The organism is Blastococcus sp. CT_GayMR19, from assembly GCF_004570385.1.
Classification (GTDB): domain Bacteria; phylum Actinomycetota; class Actinomycetes; order Mycobacteriales; family Geodermatophilaceae; genus Blastococcus_B.
Window position 1 is genome coordinate 14,526 of the sequence record NZ_SPQL01000021.1, and the last position, 20,942, is coordinate 35,467.

Here is a 20,942-nt window from a genome sequence, read left to right on the forward strand (position 1 = left end):
GCGCGGCGCCCCCATCCCTCCAGCTCGCCAGCACGTTCCTCCCAGGGACGCACACCGAGAGGCAATGACATGGCCGTCCTGACGGTGAAAGACCTCTACAAGACATTCGGCGCCGGCACGCCCCGCGCCAACCGGGTGCTCGACAACATCTCCTTCGACGTCCGCGGCCAGACCTTCGTCTCCATCGTGGGCCCGTCCGGCTGCGGCAAGAGCACGCTGCTCAACATCATCTCCGGTGTGGAGACCCACACCTCGGGGCAGATCTCGGTCACCAGCGACGACGGCAAGCCGGCCCGTATGGGCTACGTCTTCCAGGACCCGCGCCTGCTCCCGTGGCGATCGGTCCGCAAGAACATGCTCTACGTCCAGGACCAGGCCGACGACGAGACCAACCGCCGGGTCGACAAGTACCTCGACATGGTCGGCCTCGGGAAGCACGGCGACTTCTGGCCGGGCCAGCTCTCGGGCGGCATGCAGCAGCGCGTCGGCATCGCCCGTGCGTTCGCCGTCGAGCCCGACCTGCTGATCATGGACGAGCCGTTCAGCCACCTGGACGCGATCACCGCACGGGCTCTGCGCGAGCAGCTGCAGGACATCTGGTCGCAGTCGAAGAAGACCGTCGTCTTCGTCACCCACGACGTCGTCGAGGCCGTGGAGCTCTCGGACCGGATCATCGTGCTGCAGCCCGGCGGCAAGATCTTCGAGGACATCACGATCGACCTTCCCCGGCCCCGCCGGCAGACCGATCCCGCCGTGGCCACCCTGCAGGCCGAGGTCCTCGCCCGGCTCGAGCGCATGAAGGGCATGGCGCCGCAGGTCTCCGCTGCGCCCTGACATCTCTCGGGCGTCGTCCTACTGACTGCGGAGCGCTCATTGCTTATCGGGAGGACGCCGGTAACATCGACGTGAATGCATACGCAGTCACGCTGTCTGCCCAATGGGGTTGCTGCCTCACTTCCGAGAGCCACTCCTTCCGCTCCCAGGAGTGCCCAGCGCGCCCCGCGTCCGGGCTCCGACAGAAGGAGATTCCGTGGTCGACAGAGCGCCCAACCTGCTCGGGAACGACGCGCGTCCCCGGTTCTTCCCCGTGGCGGATCCTGGCGATCTCGGCCTGACCCCGCCGCCGGACCGGCACGGGACGGCGGTGCGGGTCTGGGCCAGATCGCTGGCCGGGATGCAGAAGGAGGTCCTGGTCTCCACCACCCTCGGGGATCCCGCCTGGCGCCTGGTCAGCGACGAGGGGAGCGATCTCAACGGCTACGACGAGGGACCGTTCCCGCTGGGGCACATGGCTGCCGGGATGGTCGCCTCGTACACGAACGAGCTCGTGGCGCTGGCGCACCAGCGTGGGATCGAGCTGCGCGACCTGCGGCTGACCTTGGACAACTACTACACGATGGAAGGCTCCGCCCTCCGCGGGACCATGATCGGGGGTGCGCTCCCACCCGAGCTGTCGCTGGAGTGCACCTCGGATCTCGATGCCGACGGTCTGCGTGGCCTGGTCTCCGATGCGGTGCATGCCTCGCCGGTCAACGCGCTGCTCCGCCAGGCACTCGTCAGTGCCTTCACGCTGACCGTCAACGGCGAGCGTGGCGACCCGGGTCGCGTGCCCGAGCTGGGCAGCGACTGTCCTCCTGACCCCGACGGCAGCTTCGTCGAGGCTCGAGTGGCCTCGAGCGAGGTGTCGCAGCCGCTCGTGGAGCTCCTGCCAGAGCCCGCATCGGACGACGCCGGTGACGGCGGCGGTCTGACGGAGACGCAGAACCGACGCCTCCACGTCCGCGCGGTGTGCACGATCCGGGACGACGGCGTCAAGGAGATCACCGCACACCTGCGCAGGCCCGCGGGCGCGCTCTTCCGCTTCCTGTCCGACGAACCCGCCGGTCCCGGCCGGCCCGCCCGAGCCCCGGACGCCGCAAGCTACGTCGCGGCAGGTATCGCCTTCTGTTTCATGACCCAGTTCGGCCGGTACGCGGCGATCACCAAGAAGAAGCTCGAGACGTACCGCCTGGTCCAGGACCTGCACCTGCCGATGGGCGGCGCCTCGGGCGCCACGGGCACGGCCGGCAACGCCGACCCGGTGGAGACGCACGTCTACCTGGAGACACCGCACGGCCACGAATTCGGTCAGCTGGCCCTGGCCATGAGCGAGCAGACCTGTTTCCTCCACGCGGTCTGCCGCACGGCCCTCAAGACCCGGATCCGTGTGCTCGCCCGGAGGTGATCCCCGTGACCGTCTGCGGACGTCTGCCGATGACCTCTCATGCTCCTCGGGTTCGTCTGCCCCCATCGGGTGGCGGGTGAACCCGACGACGATGGTCACGGTGCAGATCCTGCGAGAATGGTCGCCACCGGGTCCTGCTGCCCTGGAGACCAGGCCACCCCGCCAACCGGGTGTGAACCGTGCCGCGCCCCTCGCATTGGCCGCCGCCGTGTCGGCGCACCCAGCCGCTTGCCAGGAGCAAGCACCGACAGGACGGCCCGGAGAGGACGACCACATGCTGATCGACGTCGGCGGCGTGCGCACGCGCCCCTCCTCGATGGCCGCCCGGCCGGCCGGGCGGGAGACCACTTCGTGGCCCTCGATCCGGTGAGCAACACTCCCCGGCTCCCGGTGGCCCACTCCGAGCGCGGCGATCCCTCCGATCGCGCGCCCACCAGCTGGACCGTCGCACGAGCCGCCGGCGTCTCCCAGTCCACCGTGTCCCGCGCGCTGCGCGGCGATCCGAGGGTGCGCGAGGCGACACGCCTCAGGGTGGACGAGGCCGCCCGGCGGCTGGGCTACGTGCCCAACTCCCTGGCCAGCGGTCTCGTGTCCCGATCCACCCGGACGGTCGCGGTCGTGGTCTCCGACCTGACCAACCCCTTCTTCCCGTCGCTGCTGACGCCTGTCTACGACGAGCTCCAGCTCATGGGCTACCGCGTGGTCCTGTTCACCGAGCGGACCGACATCCCCACCGGGCAGGAGACGCTCCGGCGGCTCCTCGACCGGTCCATCGACGGCGTGCTGGTGACCACCGCGACGCTGGACTCGCGCTTCGCCGGCGAGCTGCAGCAACGGGGACTCCCGATGGTCCTGCTCAACCGGTACATCGACGGCCTCGACGTGGACCGGGTCATCAGCGACAACTTCGGCGGCGCGGTCACCGGGGGTCGGCACCTGCTGGACCTGGGTCACCGACGGGTCGGCATCATCCGCGGACCGGCCAACACCTCGACGAGCCGTGACCGTACGGCCGGACTCGTCGAGGCGCTCGCGCAGCACGGCATCGCGCACGATCCCGGTCTGTTGCGCGAGGGCAGCTACTCCCATCAGAGCGGGTACCAGCACACGAGGGAGCTGCTCCGCCTCCCCGAGCCGCCGACGGCCATCTTCTGCGGCAACGACGTCGTCGCGTTCGGCGCCGTAGACGCCGCGCTGTCCCTCGGCGTCCGCGTTCCGCAGGACGTCTCGATCCTCGGATTCGACGACATCCCGATGGCCGCGTGGGAGGTCTTCCAGCTCACCACGCTGCGCCAGCCCATCGGCGACATGGCGCGTGCCGCAGCCCGCATGCTCGCCGAACGGATCGAGCACACCGCGGAGATCGGGCCCGGCCGCGAGCAGATGTTCGCCACCAGTCTCGTCCGTCGTGCCACCGTCGACCGTCCGCCGGCCGGTCGCTGAGTTCACGCCGTAGCGGCGCCACCCAAGGCCTCGAGCACGTCCGCTGGGCGGATCGGCTGCCGCCAGACCCCCGCAGCTCCCCCGTGGGCGAGCGCGTCGTTCACCGCGCAGTGGATGGCTGCCGGCGCCCCGGCCGTGCCGGCCTCCCCCACCCCCTTGGTGCCCAGTGACGTCGAGGGCGCGGGGGTCTCGATGTGCTCGATCCGGATGTCGGGAACGTCGACGGTCGTGGGTACCAGGTAGTCCAGCATCGTCGACGTCTGCGGCTGGCCGATCTCGTCGTGGATCACGTGCTCGAGCAGCGCCCCGCCCAGGCCCTGGGTCACACCGCCGCGGATCTGGCCGTCCACGATGCCGGGGTTGATCAGGACGCCGCAGTCCTCGACGACCAGGTAGTCGACGACCCGGACCAGCCCGGTCGCCCGTTCGACCTCGACGACCGCCACGTGAGTGCCGTTGTTGAAGGTGTACGGCGGCCCGGAGTAGGACCCGACGGCCCCCAGCCCGACCTCCATCTGCGGCGGCAGCTGATGCGTGCGCCAGTACGCGACCTGGGCGATGTCCCGCACCGGCAGCCGCGTGGACGGGATCCCCCGCACGCCTACCTGGCCCTCGGTCATCTCGAGGTCGGCGGGATCGGCCTCGAGCATGTGGGCAGCGAGGAGCAGCAGCCGGCGGCGCACCTCGACGGCTGCCGCGGAAGCTGCCCCGGCGCTCACCACCGCCGACCGGCTCGCCCAGACCCCGCTGCCGTGCGGGGCGACGGCGGTGTCCCCGGACAGCACCCGTACGTCCTCCAGCCGTACACCGAGGCTGTCGGCGACCACCTGGGCAGCCGTCGTGTGCAGGCCCTGACCCTGACCTGGCGTGCCCAGCACCACGGTGACCGAGCCGTCCGGCTGGACCGTGACCTCCACCTGGTCGTGGGCGGTGATCGGGGCGCCCTTCGCCCCGTAGAACATCGCCCCCGGGGCCGACAGCTCGACGAAGGCCGCGTACCCGACGCCGAGCAGGCATCCCCGGCCGGCGGCCTCCTCCCGGCGAGCCGCCAGGTCGTCGGGGCCCAGGCCCACGACCGCCTGCTCGAGCGACTCGAGGTGCGATCCGGAGTCGTAGACGTTGCCGGTCGCCGAGGTGTAGGGCAGGTCGTCGGGCCGCAGCAGGTTGCGCCGTCGGATCTCGTCCGCCGGCAGCCCGAGGGCCCGTGCGGCCTCGTCCATCAGGAGTTCCATCACCAAGATCGCCGGCGGGTGCCCGACCGCCCGGTAGACGGCCAGCGGTGTCTTGTTCGTGTAGACGACCCGCAGGTCGGCGGCGTACGCGGGCACGCGGTAGGGGCCCGGCATGATCGTGGCCACCTGCACGCCCTCGGTCACGCACCCCCGCGGGTACATCGACCACGCCCCGGCGTCGGAGACGACGTCGGAGCGCAGCCCGAGGATGCGCCCGTCCGCCGCGAGCGCCAGCGAGGCGGTGACCCGCTCGTCCCGGGCCTGGGTGTCGGACTGCAGTGCCTCGTAGCGGTCCTGGGTCCACTTGAGCGGGCGGTCGACCAGCGTCGCCGCCGTCACGACCGCCATCTCGTCGGGATAGACGAAGGCCTTCATGCCGAAGGCGCCCCCGACGTGCTCGGTGAGCACCCGTACCGAGTTCTCCGGCAGGCCGAGTTCCCGTGCGTAGAGCGTCTGCAGCATCTGCGGCGCCTGCGTGGACACCCGCACCGTCAGCGTGCGCTCCTGCCGGTCGAAGGACGCCAGGACGCCCCGCATCTCGAGCGCGACGGCGGTGTGCCGGCCGGTCTGCACCGTCACCTCGACCACCCGGTCGGCCGCGGCGAAGGCGGCGTCCACGTCGCCGCTGCCGAAGGGTGAACCGAAGCACAGGTTGGTGCCCAGCTCCTCGTGCACCAGCGGGCTGCCGTCGGCCAGCGCCGCCACCGGATCGAGGACCGGCGGCAGCTCGTCGTAGTCGACGACGACGAGCTCGGCCGCGTCCTCCGCAGCGGCCCGGCTGGTCGCGGCGACGAGGACGACCGGCTCGCCGACGTGCCGGACGACGCCGGCGGCGAGCGGGGTCTGCAGCCCGGCGACCATCCCCGGCCAGGCCAGGAGTCCCCGCCACCCGCCGCAGTACGGCGCGAGGTCCTCGGCGGTGAACACGGCCACGACCTCCGGCGACGCCAGTGCGGCGGCGGTGTCGACGTGGGTGATGCGTCCGGAGGCGATCGGCGACCGCACGAACGCGACGTGCGCCTGGCGCCGCTCGGTCACGTCGTCGACGAAGCGTCCGCGTCCGACGAGCAGCGTCGGGTCCTCGCTGCGCCGGACCCGCCGGCCCACGTACGGCGCGCCCGCCGCCGCGTCCCCCGTCATCGCGCCGCCTCCCCACCCGGGTTCCGGGCGGCCTCCGCAGCCGCGAGGACGGCGTCGACGATCGGCTCGTAGCCGGTGCAGCGGCACAGGTTGCCGCCCAGCCGCTCCCGCAGTGCGGTGCGGTCCCAGTCGGTCCGTTCCCGCAGCGCCACCAGTGCCGTCATCAGGAAGCCGGGCGTGCAGAAGCCGCACTGGACCGCCTGGGCGTCCCAGAACGCCTGCTGCAGCGGATGCAGTCCGTCCCGGCCGAGACCCTCGACGGTCTCCACGTCGCAGCCCTCGGCCTGGACGGCGAACATCAGGCAGCTGCGGACCGCGGCCCCGTCCACGACGACGGTGCAGGCGCCGCACACCCCCTGCTCGCAGCCCACGTGGGTGCCGGTCAGGCCCAGCTCCTCGCGCAGGAACTCCGCCAGCGTGACCCGCGGCTCGACGCGGCCCACCTCGCGTCGGCCGTTGACGCGGAGGGTCACGGGCACGGGCTGCCCCGTCACGCGGTCCCCCCACCGGCCGAGCGGACCGCCGCGGCGAGCGTCCGCCGCACCAGGGCACGGCCCGCGTCCCGCCGGTAGGCGGCCGGGGCGTGCACCTCGTCGCCGAGCACGTCGACGCCGTCGAGGCTCGCGGCCGCCGCCGCGTCGAGGACTGCCTCGTCCACCTGCTGCCCCATCAGGACCTCCTCCGCGCCGCGGGACCGGACCGGCGTGCTCGACACGCCGAACAGGGCTACGCCCACCCCGGAGCACCGCCCGGAGCTGTCGAGCTCGACCGTGCAGACCGCGCCGGCAAGGGCGAAGTCCCCCGGGCGGCGGGCGATCTCGTCGACGGCCCAGCCGACCGCCGGCCCGGGGACCGGCAGCCGGGCGGCCACGACCATCTCGCCGTCGTCGAGCGCCGCGGTGAACGGGCCGTCGAAGAACTCGGCCGCGGGAACACGCCGGGGCCCGCCGGGCCCGTCGACCTCCACCTCGCCGTCGGTGGCCAGCAGGAGGGCGGGCAGTTCCGCGGCCGGGTCTGCGTGGGCCAGCGATCCGCACAGCGTGCCCCGGGCGCGGATCTCCTCGTGGGCGATGAGGGACAGCGTGCGCACCAGCAGCGGATGGGCGGCCCGGATGTCGGGGTCCCGTTCCAGGACGGCGTCGGGGACGGCGGCACCGATCCGCAGCACCGACTCCTCCAGCGAGCAGGACTGCAGCTCGGGGCAGCGGGTGATGTCCACCAGCACCTCCGGCCGGGCCAGCCGCAGCGCCATCATCGGGACCAGGCTCTGTCCGCCGGCCAGCACCCGCGTCTCCCGGTCGTCCGCGAGGGCGACGAGCGCCTCCGCCACGCTTCCCGCGCGGACGTAGTCGAACGCCGCCGACCTCATGGCCGGTCCGGGACCGGGTCGCTGCGGAGGCCGGCGGCCGAGATCCCCGCGAGCGCGCAGGCCTCGTCCACGTCCGAGATGTCCCCGCTGACCCCCACCGCGCCGAGCAGCGCACCGCCGGCATCGCGCACGAGGACACCGCCCGCTGCGGGTGCGAACCGGCCCTCGGCGACCGACGCCAGCGATCCGAAGAAGACGGGCTGGGCCTCGGCGCGCCGGCCGATCTCCCGGGAGCTGAACCCCATGCCCAGGGCGGACCAGGCCTTGGCGTGGGCGATCTGGGGCCGCAGGATGCCGGATCCGTCCTCGCGCTTGAGGACCACCAGGTGCCCGCCCGTGTCGAGTACGGCCACCGTCAGCGGGGCCGCTCCGACGGCCCGCCCGTGCTCCAGGGTCGCCGCGGCGACGGCCTCGGCCTGTGCCAGCGTGATCATCGGCGATCCTCCCGGTTGAGCGTCTCGAGCAGTGCGGCGGCGTCGGCGTCGGCGAGGCCGTGCTCGACCGCGCGGTCGTAGAGCGGCCGCGTAGCCTCGAGCAGGGGCAGCCCGAGGCCCAGCCCGTCGGCGAAGTCCGCGATCAGGCCCGTGTCCTTCACGAACATCGAGATCTTCGCGGTGGCGGGGTGGTAGGCCCGGTCCACCATGAGCTGCCCGCGCTTCTCGAAGATGACCGAGTTCCCCGCGCCGTCGCGGATCGTGTCGTAGATCTGCCGCGGGTCCAGGCCTGCCGCCTCCCCGAGGGCGAAGGCCTCGGCCGTGGCGGCGTTGTGCACGGCGACGAGCAGGTTGGCGACCAGCTTCATCGTCGACCCCCTGCCGAACGGGCCGAGGTAACGCACCGACCGGGAGAAGGTCTCCATGACCGGGCGGGCGCGCTCGAAGGCCGCTTCGTCGCCACTGCCGTAGACCACGACGTCGCGGACCAGGGCCTGCGCCCCCGTGCCGCTGAGCGGGCAGTCGAGCAGCTCGGCGCCGGCCGCGCTCACCAGCTCCCGGCACCGGTCCTTCACCTGGTGCGGCAGCGTGGACGTCTCCACGATGATCGAGCCCTCCCGCGCCCCGGCCGCCAGTTCGGCGCAGACGTCGAGCGCAGCCTGGCTGCCGGGGAGGGAGGTGATCACCACCTCGGCCCGTTCGGCCGCCTCCCGCACCGACGACATCGAGGTCCCGCCTCTGGACTCGAGCTCGCGGATCCGGTCGGCATCCAGGTCGTACCCGAGGACGGCGCAGCCGCCGTCGAGCAGGTGCTGCGACATCGCCGAGCCCATGATGCCGAGACCGACCAGCCCCACCGTCGCCACGATTCCTCCGTCCGGGATCGGTGCCCGTCCCGTCACAGCGCTCGCAATGCCGTCACGACCTCGTCGAAGTCGGGCAGGACGAGGGCGTCGTCGGTGACCCACCGGTAGCGAACGATGCCCTCGCCGTCGAGGACGAAGATCGATCGCTTGGCGACCCCGGTGTGGCCCTTCCACACGTCGTACCGCACCCCGTAATCAGTGCAGACCGTGCGCTCCCAGTCCGACAGCATCGGGAAGTCGACGCCCAGGGACGCAGCGAAGGCCTGCTGGGAGAAGGTGGCCGTGACGGCGATCGCGAGGATCTCGGCACCCCGTTCCCGGATCTCTCCGGCCGATTGTCCCAACTGGGACAGCTCGGGCGTCTAGAGGCCACCGAAGTCGAAGACGTAGAAGACGAGGACCACCGGTCCGCGCCTGAGTGTCTCCTCGAGGCTCACCGAGGTGTCGAACGTGTGGCGCAGCGTGAAGCCTGGGGCCCGGTCGCCGATCTCGACGGTGCCCTGGGAGGACGTCATCTCGGGTGCCTCATTTCAGGGGATGCAGGGGCGGCGGTGGGGTGATCCTGGCAGTGATCGTTCCGAGCAGGTCGGCCTCCAGCCGCACCTCGTCGCCCGGCTTCAGCCACGGGTACTCGTCCTCGCTGTGCACCGTGGAGAGCTCGAGGATGCAGCCGGTGCCGACGGTGCCGCTGGCGATCACGTCGCCGGTCTGCACCCGGGTCCCCCGCGAGGCGTAGGAGATCATCTGGCCGAAGCTCCAGTAGAGGTCGTCGGCGTTGCCCTTGCTGTAGGGCCGGCCGTTGACCGAGGCGCTCATCTCCAGGTCGAAGGACTTCCCCGACCGGCGGGGCGCCAGCTCGTCCGGCGTGATCATCCAGGGGCCGAGGCTGGTCGCGGTGTCCTTGGCCTTGACCGGCCCCAGGGTGTGGCGCACCTCCCGCGCCTGCAGGTCGCGGGCGCTCCAGTCGCAGAAGAGCAGGTACCCGGCGATGTGCCGCTCGGCCTCGTCCGGGGCCAGATTGGCGCCGGCGCGCCCGATGACGGCGGCGAACTCCAGCTCGAAGTCGTACTTGACCGATCCCGGCGGCATGGGCACGTCGTCCTCGGAGGAGCGGATGGCGGCCGGGTTCTGGAAGTAGAAGACCGGCAGCTCGTACCAGTCGGGGTCCATCTCCTTGCCGTTCGCCTCGCGATAGGTGCGGACGTGGGTCTCGAAGGCGTAGAAGTCCCGCACCGAGGGCGGCACGGGAACCGGCGCCAGGAGGTGCGCCTCCCCCTCCGCGATCACGTCCAGCGGATCGGCCAGGGCCTGCTCTCCCGACCGCGCCAGCAGCTCGCCGTCGTCCCCCAGGAGGTCGATCAGCCGGTTGGCCGTGCGGAGGCCGTGCAGCGAGCCGTCGGACAGCACGGCCGGGTGCTCGAGGCCGTCGGTGGGTGAGACGTAGGTGGTCCAGCGCATGGAGGTCCTTCCCGGGGCGGGGCGAGGCGGTGCGGGCGGGTGGGCCGTTCAGGCGAGCGCGGAACCGGCTCGGGGATCCTCGGCGACCAGGGGCTCGGCCACCCGCAGCGCGGGCGGTGGGTCGTCCAGACCGTCGAGCAGGTGCCCCATCCGGCGCTGCTTCGTCCGGAGGTACACCAGGTTCTCCGGGTTCGGCACGATCTGCAGCGACTCCCGGGCGACGATCTCCAGCCCGTACCCCTCCAGGCCGCCGTACTTGGCCGGGTTGTTGGTGAGCAGGCGCAGCCTCCGGGCGCCGAGGTCCACCAGGATCTGCGCGCCGACCCCGTACTCGCGGCTGTCGACCGGCACGCCCAGGTCGAGGTTCGCGTCGACGGTGTCGCGGCCGGCGTCCTGCAGGCCGTAGGCGCGCAGCTTGTGACCGAGGCCGATGCCCCGGCCCTCGTGACCCCGGAGGTAGACGACCGCACCCCGGCCGACCGCGGCCACCCGGGTCATCGCCGCCTCCAGCTGCGGTCCGCAGTCGCAGCGGAGCGAGCGGAAGATGTCGCCGGTCAGGCACTCGCTGTGCACCCGCACGAGGAGGTCGTCCCCGGACGCGACGTCGCCGAGCGTGAAGGCGACGTGCTCGGTCCCGTCCAGGATCGACCGGAAGCTGATGCACCGGAACTCGCCCCAGGGGGTCGGCACCCGCGCGTCGCCGGTCCGCTCCACGAGCACGTCGACGCGTCGGCGGTACCGGATCAGGTCGGCGATCGTGATCACCGGCAGCCCGTGCTCGGCCGCGAACCGGAGCAGGTCGGGACGGCGGGCCATCGTGCCGTCGTCGTTGACGATCTCGCAGATGACCCCGGCCGGCGTGAGACCGGCCAGCCGGGTCAGGTCGACCGCCGCCTCGGTGTGGCCGGCCCGCTTGAGGACGCCACCCTCGCGGGCCCGCAGCGGGAAGACGTGCCCGGGCCGGTTGAAGGCGGCGCCGCCCAGCCCGGCATCCGCCAGCCCCCGGATGGTCGCGGCCCGGTCGGCCGCGGAGATCCCGGTCGTGGTCCCCGCGGCCAGGTCGACCGTGTGGGTGAACGCGGTCCGCTGCTGCTCGGTGTTGTGGTCGCCCACCATCAGCGGCAGGTCGAGCGCGTCGCAGCGCTCCCCGGTCAGCGCCACGCACACCACGCCCGACGTGTGGCGCACCATGAAGGCGAGATCGCCCGGCGTGACGTGCTCGGCGGCCATCACGAGGTCGCCCTCGTTCTCGCGGTCCTCGTCGTCGACGACGATGACCATGCCGCCGTCGGCGATCTCCTGCAGGGCCAGCTCGATGGGATCGAAGTCGCCCGGCGGGCGGCTTCCCCCGGTGCCGGTCCCCTCGGTGCCGGGGGACTCCGGATAGGTCTCCGTGGCGGTCACAGCGCTCCTGCTCTGCGCGAAGGTGCGAGGTCAGGCCTCGTAGGGGGTCATCTCGTCGAGCGCCGGCTTGACGTGCTCCATGAACAGCTCGAGCTGCCGGACGACGCTCTCGGCCGGCTGCTGCGCCCAGTGGTAGATGAGCACCACGTACTCGGCCGGCAGCTGCCGCCACAGCTCCACGTACTGGTCGCGCACCTGCTCCGGCGTGCCGACGACCCAGAGGCCCGAGTTGATCACCGAGTCGACGCCCTTCTCGGGGTCGAACTTCATCGGCGTCGTCCCGGCGTAGAGGTCCCGGAAGATGTCGACGTCGTACTCGGCGACCATCCGGCGGGCCTCCTCCTCGGTCTCCGCCATCTGCCCCCAGCGGACGAGGGCCTGGTTCTGGCCGAGCGCATAGTTCCGGCCGGCCGCCGCCGCGGCGTCGACGTAGGCGGCGCCGAACTCCGCGGCCCGCTCGATCTTGGAGAAGTAGGTCGGGATGAAGCCGCGCGGGCCGCAGTACTCGATCGTCTCCTTGCTGGCGTTGCTGGAGACGAAGACCGGCGGGTAGGGCTTGGTCAGCGGGCTCGGGGTCACGCTGACCCGGCGGATCTTGTTGTGCTCGTCCATCTCGCCCGGCGCCCCCATCTCACGGGTGGCCGTCATGGTCCAGTCGACGCCCTCCTCGTAGGGGTAGGGCACCTGCCAGCGGCCCTTGGCCTCGACGCTGTCCTGCGTCCAGGCCTGGAGGACGAGCTCGACGTTCTCCTCGAAGATCTCGCGGTTGATCTGGTCGTCGGAGATCCGGGCGGCCTGGGTGGCCTCGTCCAGCTCGGCCATCTTCTCCTGGTTGCCCGACGGCGAGAGCGTCGCCTTCGTCCCGAGGTGCTGGCCGAGGATGTTGGTCCACCGCGCCTGGTAGCCGCGGGAGAACCCGCAGAACGACCGGCCGCCGGAGAGGTGGTCGATGATCGCCACGTCCTCCGCCACGCGGAAGGGGTTCTGCGCGCTCATCGTGTAGCCGAGCTGGCCGACCCGGATGCGCTTCGTCATCGCGGCCCAGTAGGCGTCCAGCAGGCCGGGGTTGGGGCCGACCTCGTAGCCCTCGCTGTGGAAGTGGTGCTCGATGGACGAGATGCCCCACAGACCCAGCTCGTCGGCCGCCTTGACGATGGTCGGCATCTCGCGGATCAGGGCCTGGTAGCGCTCGGCGTCGCGGCCCAGCGGACGCTGGTCGATGCGCTCCTGGCGGGTCGCCTTCACCTGCGGGTAGAGCTGCAGGATCACTTTCACCATGGCCGCCGGCCTCCGCTCGCCTCGCTCGATGTGGGGTGGGTCACCCCCGTTCCGCCCGGACGTTACGGACCGCGGGAAGGCGTCACATGTGGAATCCGGACAGTGTCTGTGCGTCGCGCTTTGTCTCCGGACACAAGTCGGCCCACCGCCTGCCGCGCCGATACTGGCCGCCGCGGTCGGCGCTCCCGGCCCTCCGTCACCCCCGGAAGGGAGTGGTCATGCCGATCGACGAGCTCGAGTCCCTGACCGTGGCGTGGTCGCCCCCGCCGGAGGCCTTCGCCGCGTCACCGGCCGGCCGCATGGCGGCGCGGCACGGCATCTCCGACGCCCGTGAGCTCGCCGAACGGGCGGCCGCGGACCCGGCCTGGTATTGGGCCGCGGGCATGGCGGACCTCGGGATCCCGTGGATGCGCCCCTACGACACCGTCGTGGACGTGTCCCGGGGGGTCGAGCACCCGCGCTTCTTCCCCGGCGGGCTGCTCAACTGGGCGGACTTCGCGGTGGACCGCTGGGTGCGCGAGGGACGCGGCGAGGCCCGCGCCGTGTGGTGGGAGGGCGACGACGGCGCCACGCTCACCCTGACCTACGCCGAACTGAAGGCCCGCGTCGACGCGGCCGCGGGCGCCATGCGGGCGCGGGGCGTCGGCACCGGCGACGTGGTCGCGCTGCTGCTCCCGATGATCCCCGAGGCGATCACGACGGTCCTCGCCGCGGCGAAGATCGGCGCCCTCGTCATGCCCCTGTTCAGCGGGTACGGCGCGCAGGCCGTCCGCGCCCGCCTGGAGGACTCCGGGGCGACGCTGCTGGTGACCTGCGACGCCTTCCCCCGGCGCGGTCGGCCGGTCCCGCTCAAGGAGGTCGCCGACGAGGCGGTCCGCGACCTGCCCGGCCTGACCGCCGTGCTGGTGGTCCGGCGCCTGGGTGCCGAGGTGCCGATGACGCCGGGCCGGGACGGGTGGTGGCACGAGGAGTGCGCCGCCGCGGAGCCGGTGCAGCAGGCCGAGCCCATGCCGGCCGACGCGCCGTGCCTGCTGCTCTACACCTCCGGGAGCACCGGCCGCCCGAAGGGCTGCGTGCACACCCACGCGGGGCTGCCGTTCAAGGTCGCCCTGGAGGTGCGGCACGGCATGGACGTCGACCGGGACTCCGCACTGCTCTGGCTGACCGACATGGGCTGGGTCATGGGGTCGTTCGTGATCGCCGGGGCGCTGGGCAACGGCGGGACCGCGGTCTTCTTCGAGGGCGTGCCCGACTGGCCCGAGCCCGACCGGCTGTGGGAGGTCGCCGAGCGCAGCGCGACGACGGTGCTGGGCATCTCCCCCACCGTGGTGCGGGCACTCATGGCCCACGGGCACAGCTGGCCCGACCGGCACGACCTCCCCCGTCTCCGGGCCATCGGCTCGACCGGCGAGCCGTGGAACCCCGAGCCCTGGCACTGGTGCGCCGAGCACGTGGGCAAGGGCCGGGTGCCGATCGTCAACATCTCGGGGGGCACCGAGATCGGCGGCTCCCTGCTGTGCGGCTCGATCCACCTCCCCGTCAAACCGATGTCCTTCCCCGGCCCGACCCTCGGCGTGCGTGCCGACGTCGTCGACGAGGACGGGCGATCGGTCCGCGGGGAGATCGGCGAGCTCGTGGTCCGCTCGGTGTGGCCGGGCATGACCAAGGGGTTCTGGCGCGACGAGGAGCGCTACCTCGACGCCTACTGGCGGCGCTTCCCCGGTGTCTGGCACCACGGCGACCTGGCCTACGTCGACGCGGAGGGGTACTGGTACCTGCTCGGCCGCTCCGACGACACCATCAAGGTGGCGGGCAAGCGGCTGGGCCCGGCCGAGGTGGAGTCACTGCTCGTGGCCGACTCCCGGGTGCTCGAGGCGGCCGCGATCGGCGTCCCGGACCCGGTCAAGGGTGAGGTGCTGGTCTGTTTCGTCGTCCTCCACGCGGACGAGGACCCTGGTGCGGCCGTACCGGCGCTGCGGGACGTCGTCACCGCGGCGATGGGCAGGGCGATGGCCCCCAGTGCGGTCCACGTGGTGGGGGCGCTGCCCAAGACCCGCAACGGCAAGATCCTGCGGCGGGTGGCGCGGGCCTCCTATCTCGGCGCCCCTCCCGGGGACCTGAGCTCGATCGAGGACGCGTCCGTCCTGGAGCGGTGGCCGCGTGCGGACAGTGCCCGGGTCGGGTGAATCGGGGCCGGTGCAGGGGAAACACACTGCGCCGTCCGTAGAGTGGAGGATCCCGGCACACAGCGCAGTGGAGAGGGGTTCCGTCGTGGTCCACCCCTCGCTCGCGGGGTCCGATCTGCTGCTCGCGGGTGAGCCGGCCACCGCGGAGCTCAGTTCGTGGCTGGACGCCATCGCGGAGATCACCCGGGCGGCCATCCGCGACGCACCGCTCGACGAGCTGATGGACCTGATCGCCGGCGCGACGGCCCACCTGACCGGCTACGACTTCTGCGCCGTGTTCGAGGCCGACCTCGAGCGGCGGGCGCTGATCATCAAGGGCTCCTACGGCCTGTCGCAGACCTACATCGACACCATCAACGCGCGCACGCCGATCCTCCTGCGGGCGGGCGACACCGGCGAGGGGCCCTCCAGCCGCGCGTTCCGGTCGCAGCGGCCGACCACGGTTCTCGACATCGCCGCCGATGCGCCGTCCCGGTCCTGGGAGACCGTCGCCGCCCAGCAGGGGTACTCCTCGCTGCTCGCCGTCCCCCTGGTCGTCGGCCAGACACCCTTCGGCCTGATCACCTGCTACACCGCCGAGAAGCACGAGTTCTCCGCCCGGGAGATCATCCTGATGGAGAGCATGGCCAACCAGGCGGGGCTGGCCATCGAGACCGCCCGCCGGCTGGCGGAGTCCCAGGCGCGCGCGGACGGGGCCGCCGAGGAGGCGGCCTCGTTGCTGGCCGACCTCGAGGCGCAGCGGCATGCCGACGCCAACCACCGCGAGCTGCTGCGTGTCGTCCTGCGGGGCGGCGGCCTGACCGCCATCGCGGAGTCCCTGGGCAGCATGCTGCGGTGCACCGTGGCCATCGACGACGCGGCCGGCCGCCTGCTGGCCTCGGCGGGCAGCACCGGTCGTCCGGGGACGCGGGACCGGCGGGTGGCCGCCACGTACGAGCAGGCTCGCGAGCGGGTGGGGAAGGAGCTCGATCTCGAGACGGTCGTGATCCCCGCGGCGCCGGGCGAGCCCGGCGGTACCGAGGGGGTCGTCGTCCCCGTGGTGCTGGACGAGGAGGTCGCCGGGCACCTGTGGGCGCTGCAGCCGCGGGCGCCGTTCGGCCCGCCCCAGCGCCAGGCGCTCACCCGTGCGGCCGCCGTCGTCTCGCTCGCCCTGCTCAAGGAACGGACGGCGCAGGAGGTGGAGTGGCGGCTCTCCCGCGACTTCTTCGACGACCTGTTCGACGCCGAGGGCCAGTCCGCGGACGCGCTGCGCGCCCGTGCCCGCCAGCTCGGCGCCGACCTGTCCCGGCGGCACACCGTGCTGGTGATCCGGCGGGATCCCGCGGAGGAGAGCACCGGCGCCCTCCAGGACGACCGGGAGGCCTACGCCCAGCGCTCCCTCCTCTCGCTCGTCCAGCGCACCGGTGGCGGCTGGGGCGGCGCGACGCTGACGGCCACGCGCAGCGACCACGTCGTCGTGCTGTGGGACGACGCGGAGCCCAATCGATCAGCCCTGGAGTTCGCCGAGCACCTCAGCCGCGAGATCCAGGCGTACGCCAGCGGGTGGACCGCCACGATCTGCGTGGGCCCGTCCTGCGCCGACGTCCGGGAGTACGGCGACGCCTACCGGCTGACCTGCGGAGTGCTCGACCTCGTCCAGCAGTCCGACCGCCGCGACCGCATCGTGTCGCTGGACTCGATCGGCGCCTACCGGCTGCTCCTGCAGGTCAAACGGCCGCAGGAGCTGCAGTCCTTCGCCGAGTCGATGCTCGGCACCGTCCACGTCTACGACCGCAAGCACCAGACCCAGCTCGGCGCAACACTGCGCGCCTACATGGCCAACCGCTGCAACGTCTCGGTCACCGCCAAGGCGCTGCACGTGCACCCGAACACGGTGGCCTACCGGCTCCGGCGGGTGGAGGAGCTCCTCGGGATCGACCTCAGCGACCCGCAGGCCATGCTCCACCTGCAGCTGGCACTGATGATCGAGCGGATCCTCGGCGAGTAGCTCACGGGCCCGGGAGCCGGTACACGGTGCGCGCGGTGTCCGCCAGCACCCAGGACTGCTCCTCGGACGACAGCCCGGACAGCGCCGTCCGCCAGGCGTCCAGCAGCACGGCCATCGACGTCCAGAGCTTCTCGATCGGGAAGTTCGTCCCGAACATGGCCCGCCGCGGCCCGAAGAGGTCCAGGACGCGGTCGGCCACCAGCGCGATCAGCCCCGGGTCGACCCGGTGCACGAACGTGCCCTGCCCGGTCAGCTTGACGACGACGTTGTCCAGCCCCGCCAGCTCCCGCAGGCCCGCCTCCCACGCCCGGACGGTGCTCTCCCCGGTGTCGACCAGCATCCCGGCGTGGACGAGGACGAACGTCGTGTCGGGGAAGTCGGCCACCAGCTCGGCCGCGTCCGCCATCTGCCCGGGGAAGACCTGCAGCTCGAAGACCCACCCCAGCTCCCGCAGGACGGCGATGTTCTCCCGGAAGACGGGGTCGCGCATCCGGGCCGGCCCCGCCGCGAAGCGGTACTCCTCGCGCTCGTGCCAGTGCAGCTGCAGCCGCGTCCCACGGACCAGGGGTGAGAGGGCGACCTGCTCGCGCATCGTCCCGGGCGCGTCGGGGCTGAAGAGGTCCGCGGATCCGATGACGGCCGACGGCCATCCGGTGGCCTCGTGCACCACCTGTATCCACCGCACCTCGTCGAGCGACCTGTCCAGCGGCCAGTTGGCCTGGACGTAGACCGATTGCGTGATCCCGCAGCCGCGCGCCTCGGTGATGTACTCCTCCGCCGGATAGTCCCGCCGGATCGGTTCGTACGGACCGAAGATCCGCGGCACCATCTCCCCGCTGAGCCACGGCAGGTCCCGCTGCCGCCAGATGTGGTGATGGGCGTCGACGACCGGACCGGTGTAGCTGCCTTCCCCTGCCGTGCCGCCCGGTCGGCTCACCGCGCTGCGGAGGAGACCTGCCCGGCCGCCCTGATGGCCGCACGCAGCCGGTCGGGGGTCATGGGCAGCTCGGTCACCCGGACGCCGAGCGGCGCGAGCGCGTCGTTGACCGCCGCGTTGATCGCGGCCGGTGCCATCATCCGGCCACCCTCACCACCGCCCTTGATCCCGTGCGGGGTGTACGGCGACGGCGTCTCGATGTGCCCGATCGTCATCTCCGGCATCTCGGCCGCCGTCGGGATGGTGTAGTCGAGGAAGCTGCTGGTGATCAGCTGCCCCTCCTCGTCGTAGACGAACTCCTCGTACAGCGCCGTCCCGATGCCCTGGGTCGTGCCGCCGAGGATGTGCCCGGCCAGGGACCGCGGGTTCACCAGCGTCCCGCAGTCGTGCACGGCGGCGTAGGCGAGGAAGCTCACGCGCCCCGTCTCGATGTCGACCTCCACGACCGGCACGTGGCAGGCGTTGCCCATGAACGGGTAGAAGACGCCCAGGTCGCTGCGGTCCGCGGACGGCATCGTGGTGTACGGGTGGTCGAAGACCTTGGACTCCTCCAGCCCGCTCTCCACCTCCTCCGGGAAGCTGTGCTTGAACATGTGCAGCATGGCGGCGATCTCGTCGAGGCCCTTCCGCTGGCCGGGCACGCCCCGGACCTGGAAGCCGCCCTCGGTCCACTCGAGGTCGTCGGGGTCGACCTCCAGGAGGTGCGCCGCCGCCTTCCGCGCCTTGGCCTTGATCTTGGCCGACGCCCCCTCCACCGCGCCGGCGAGCATGACCGTCGTCCGGGAGCCGCCCGGGCCGGTGGCCGGCAGCCCGCCCGCCGTGCCGTGGTAGATGATCGAGACCGAGTGCGGGTCGACGTCGAACTCCTCGGCGACCAGCTGGGCCACCATCGTCTCCGGGCTGTTGCCCCAGAAGGCGCACGAGTACAGCGTCGCGGTGATGGTGCCGGTGGCGTCGACCCCCAGCGTCACGCTCTCCGGGCTGCTGGTGACCGGCGCGTTCGGCTCGTCGAACCAGAACCAGAACTCCGTCGCGGAGAAGACGCTCCGCTCCTGGGCGGAGATGACGCCGATGCCGATGTAGCGCCCCTCCTCGCGCGCCCGGGCCTGCTCGGCCCGCCAGTGGTCGTAGTCGGCCAGCTCCAGGGTCTTGTCCAGGACGGCCGCGTAGTTGCCGCTGTCGTAGACGTTGCCGCTCGGGATGAAGTACGGGAACGACGCCGGGGGGATGAAGTTCCTGCGGCGGATCTCGACCGGGTCCATGCCCAGTTCCCGGGCGGCCTTGTCCACCATCTGCTCCAGCATCCAGTTGTTGACCTCGGACCCGAAGCCGCGGTAGGCGCCCTGCTGATTCTTGTTGGTCAGCGCGGCCCGTACGCGGTACCGGACGCTGTTGATCGTGTACGGGCCGGTGACCTGGGCCAGCGCGTTGCCGTGGTGGCCGACCCCGAACTGGATGTAGGCGCCGTAGTCGTCGACGGTGTCGATCGTGATGCTGCGCATCGTGCCGTCGCGCATCACCGCGAGCTCGACGTCGTAGACGCGGTCGCTGCCGTGGTGGTCGCAGTTGGAGATGTTGTCGACCCGGTCCTCCAGGTAGACCACGGGACGGCCGAGGAGGCGCGAGCACATGCCGGCGATCACGAACGGCTTGGTCACGAAGAGCTTCGAGCCGAAGCTGCCCCCGGCGGGAACCTGGTGGACGTCGAGCTTGTTCATGGGGACGCCGAGCGCGCCGGCCGCCATGAACATGTAGCTGGTGAAGCTCAGCGAGTTGGTGTGCACGGTGAGCCGCTCGGTCGCCGGGTCGAAGTCGGCGATCGCACCCACCGTCTCCAGCGGCTGCCCGCCCGAGCGGTGCCAGCGCAGCCGGTCGCGCACGACGACGTCGGCCTCGGCGAAGTCGCGCTCGACGTCGCCGAAGTCGAACTGCCGCGCGTACGCCAGGTTGCTGCCCAGCGCCTCGTGCACCATGGCAGCGCCCGGCTGCAGCGCCGCTTCGGGATCGGTCACCGGCGGCAGCGCCTCGTACTCGACGTCGATGAGCTCGAGCGCGTCCTCCGCGAGGTAGCGGTTGTCGGCGACGACGACGGCCACGCCCTCACCGACGTAGCGCACCTTCTCCGCGGCCAGGCAGCGCCACGTGTGCTTGGTCGGGTCCGGGCCGAAGTCGGGCAGGGGGCCGGTCAGCTCCGCGGCCCGCGCCCCGGTGACCACCAGGTGCACGCCGGGAGCGGCTTCCGCGGCGCCGGTGTCGATGGAGACGATCCGCGCGTGCGGCATCGGGCTGCGCAGCACCGCGGCGTGCAGCATCCCCGGCCGCACCAGGTCGGCGATGTAGCCGCCGCGGCCGCGCAGGAACTTGGGGTCCTCGACCTTGCGGATCGATTTCCCGACCCACCTGCGGTCCGCCTTGTGGGTGCGCACGGGGGGCGCAGCGGGGCGTTCGACGGCGGTCATGCCTGCGCTCCGGTGGTCTCGGTGGGCGTCTGCGCCGGAGTCCGCTCGCGCATGCGCGGTGCGGCGGCGAGGACGGCCTCGACGATGTAGGCGTAGCCGGTGCAGCGGCACAGGTTGCTGGCGATGCCCTCGCGCACCTGCTCCGCCGTCGGGTCGGGCGTCTGTTCCAGCAGTTCGCACGCACGCAGCAGCATGCCGGGGGTGCAGTAGCCGCACTGCAGCCCCTGCTTGTTCCAGAACTCCTCCTGGAGCGGGTGCAGGACGGCGCCGTCCGCCAGCCCCTCCACGGTGCGGATCTCGGCGCCGTCGGCCTGCACGGCCAGGGTGATGCAGGACCGGATGCTCGCCCCGTCGAGGAGCACGGTGCACGTGCCGCAGACCCCGTGCTCGCAGCCGATGTGCGTGCCGGTCAGGCCGAGGTCGTCGCGCAGGACATCCACCAGCAGTCGCCGCGGCTCCACCGCGAGGGTGTACTCGCGTCCGTTCACGGTCAGCGAGATCGGGTGCAGATCCGTCATCTCGGGG

The 20,942-nt window shown here is 72.1% G+C and carries 18 protein-coding genes; 5 read left to right on the forward strand and 13 right to left on the reverse strand.

Annotated features, from left to right (window positions below; translation table 11 throughout):
* The first annotated feature begins 69 nt into the window (after nucleotides 1-69).
* The 3 genes from E4P39_RS20395 to E4P39_RS20405 all read left to right on the forward strand — a co-directional run bounded on the left by E4P39_RS20395 (nucleotide 70) and on the right by E4P39_RS20405 (nucleotide 3,667).
* The gene (locus tag E4P39_RS20395) at nucleotides 70-834 is read left to right on the forward strand and encodes an ABC transporter ATP-binding protein (protein WP_135138423.1); all 765 of its coding nucleotides are present in this window, start codon (nucleotides 70-72) and stop codon (nucleotides 832-834) included.
* A gap of 196 nt (nucleotides 835-1,030) precedes the next feature.
* Nucleotides 1,031-2,224 carry a hypothetical protein gene (locus E4P39_RS20400; protein ID WP_209306643.1) on the forward strand — a complete coding sequence of 398 codons (1,194 nt, stop codon included), beginning with the start codon at nucleotides 1,031-1,033 and terminating at the stop codon, nucleotides 2,222-2,224.
* A 351-nt stretch (nucleotides 2,225-2,575) separates the two neighbouring features.
* Nucleotides 2,576-3,667, forward strand: a complete 1,092-nt coding sequence (locus tag E4P39_RS20405) for a LacI family DNA-binding transcriptional regulator (protein WP_167762009.1) — start codon at nucleotides 2,576-2,578, stop codon at nucleotides 3,665-3,667.
* A 2-nt stretch (nucleotides 3,668-3,669) separates the two neighbouring features.
* Here the strand turns inward: E4P39_RS20405 and E4P39_RS20410 are convergent, their stop codons facing one another.
* From E4P39_RS20410 to E4P39_RS20450, 10 genes are read right to left on the reverse strand one after another with little or no spacing between them, the layout of a single operon-like run.
* The gene (locus tag E4P39_RS20410; protein WP_135138425.1) at nucleotides 3,670-6,039 is read right to left on the reverse strand and encodes a xanthine dehydrogenase family protein molybdopterin-binding subunit; all 2,370 of its coding nucleotides are present in this window, start codon (nucleotides 6,037-6,039) and stop codon (nucleotides 3,670-3,672) included.
* On the reverse strand, nucleotides 6,036-6,533 hold the full coding sequence (locus tag E4P39_RS20415) for a (2Fe-2S)-binding protein (protein ID WP_245159993.1): 498 nt from the start codon (nucleotides 6,531-6,533) through the stop codon (nucleotides 6,036-6,038). Before E4P39_RS20415 ends, E4P39_RS20410 begins: the two co-directional genes overlap by 4 nt.
* The gene (locus tag E4P39_RS20420; RefSeq protein ID WP_135138426.1) at nucleotides 6,530-7,408 is read right to left on the reverse strand and encodes an FAD binding domain-containing protein; all 879 of its coding nucleotides are present in this window, start codon (nucleotides 7,406-7,408) and stop codon (nucleotides 6,530-6,532) included. Before E4P39_RS20420 ends, E4P39_RS20415 begins: the two co-directional genes overlap by 4 nt.
* Entirely contained in the window at nucleotides 7,405-7,842 is a 438-nt protein-coding gene (locus E4P39_RS20425; protein ID WP_135138427.1) for a heme-binding protein, read from the reverse strand. Before E4P39_RS20425 ends, E4P39_RS20420 begins: the two co-directional genes overlap by 4 nt.
* On the reverse strand, nucleotides 7,839-8,708 hold the full coding sequence (locus E4P39_RS20430) for an NAD(P)-dependent oxidoreductase (protein WP_135138428.1): 870 nt from the start codon (nucleotides 8,706-8,708) through the stop codon (nucleotides 7,839-7,841). The genes E4P39_RS20425 and E4P39_RS20430 overlap by 4 nt, the downstream gene beginning before the upstream one ends.
* 32 nt (nucleotides 8,709-8,740) lie before the next feature.
* The gene (locus E4P39_RS20435) at nucleotides 8,741-9,061 is read right to left on the reverse strand and encodes a redoxin domain-containing protein (RefSeq protein ID WP_135138429.1); all 321 of its coding nucleotides are present in this window, start codon (nucleotides 9,059-9,061) and stop codon (nucleotides 8,741-8,743) included.
* A gap of 9 nt (nucleotides 9,062-9,070) precedes the next feature.
* Nucleotides 9,071-9,223, reverse strand: coding sequence for a hypothetical protein (locus tag E4P39_RS22470; protein ID WP_167762012.1), 153 nt, complete (start codon nucleotides 9,221-9,223; stop codon nucleotides 9,071-9,073).
* A 10-nt stretch (nucleotides 9,224-9,233) separates the two neighbouring features.
* Complete coding sequence (locus E4P39_RS20440; protein ID WP_135138430.1) at nucleotides 9,234-10,166, reverse strand: fumarylacetoacetate hydrolase family protein; 933 nt, start codon at nucleotides 10,164-10,166, stop codon at nucleotides 9,234-9,236.
* A 48-nt stretch (nucleotides 10,167-10,214) separates the two neighbouring features.
* Nucleotides 10,215-11,570, reverse strand: a complete 1,356-nt coding sequence (locus E4P39_RS20445) for a bifunctional 3,4-dihydroxy-2-butanone-4-phosphate synthase/GTP cyclohydrolase II (protein WP_280790880.1) — start codon at nucleotides 11,568-11,570, stop codon at nucleotides 10,215-10,217.
* Between the two features lie 30 nt (nucleotides 11,571-11,600).
* A complete protein-coding gene (locus tag E4P39_RS20450) occupies nucleotides 11,601-12,848 on the reverse strand; it encodes an LLM class flavin-dependent oxidoreductase (RefSeq protein WP_135138431.1) in 1,248 nt (415 codons plus the stop codon).
* A 218-nt stretch (nucleotides 12,849-13,066) separates the two neighbouring features.
* Here E4P39_RS20450 and E4P39_RS20455 point away from each other — a divergent pair, with 218 nt between their 5' ends.
* Both E4P39_RS20455 and E4P39_RS20460 read left to right on the forward strand, forming a co-directional pair.
* The gene (locus E4P39_RS20455) at nucleotides 13,067-15,034 is read left to right on the forward strand and encodes an AMP-binding protein (protein ID WP_167762013.1); all 1,968 of its coding nucleotides are present in this window, start codon (nucleotides 13,067-13,069) and stop codon (nucleotides 15,032-15,034) included.
* An 85-nt stretch (nucleotides 15,035-15,119) separates the two neighbouring features.
* Nucleotides 15,120-17,021 carry a helix-turn-helix domain-containing protein gene (locus E4P39_RS20460; RefSeq protein WP_135138433.1) on the forward strand — a complete coding sequence of 634 codons (1,902 nt, stop codon included), beginning with the start codon at nucleotides 15,120-15,122 and terminating at the stop codon, nucleotides 17,019-17,021.
* 1 nt (nucleotide 17,022) lies between these two features.
* On the opposite strand, the gene E4P39_RS20465 is transcribed toward E4P39_RS20460, so the two are convergent.
* The 3 genes from E4P39_RS20465 to E4P39_RS20475 are packed head-to-tail and all read right to left on the reverse strand — an operon-like array spanning nucleotide 17,023 to nucleotide 20,935.
* Nucleotides 17,023-17,958: an amidohydrolase family protein gene (locus E4P39_RS20465; protein WP_135138434.1), complete on the reverse strand. Its 936-nt coding sequence runs from the start codon at nucleotides 17,956-17,958 to the stop codon at nucleotides 17,023-17,025.
* Nucleotides 17,955-20,417, reverse strand: coding sequence for a xanthine dehydrogenase family protein molybdopterin-binding subunit (locus tag E4P39_RS20470; RefSeq protein ID WP_135138435.1), 2,463 nt, complete (start codon nucleotides 20,415-20,417; stop codon nucleotides 17,955-17,957). Before E4P39_RS20470 ends, E4P39_RS20465 begins: the two co-directional genes overlap by 4 nt.
* Entirely contained in the window at nucleotides 20,414-20,935 is a 522-nt protein-coding gene (locus E4P39_RS20475; RefSeq protein ID WP_167762014.1) for a (2Fe-2S)-binding protein, read from the reverse strand. Before E4P39_RS20475 ends, E4P39_RS20470 begins: the two co-directional genes overlap by 4 nt.
* Nucleotides 20,936-20,942: the final 7 nt, after the last annotated feature.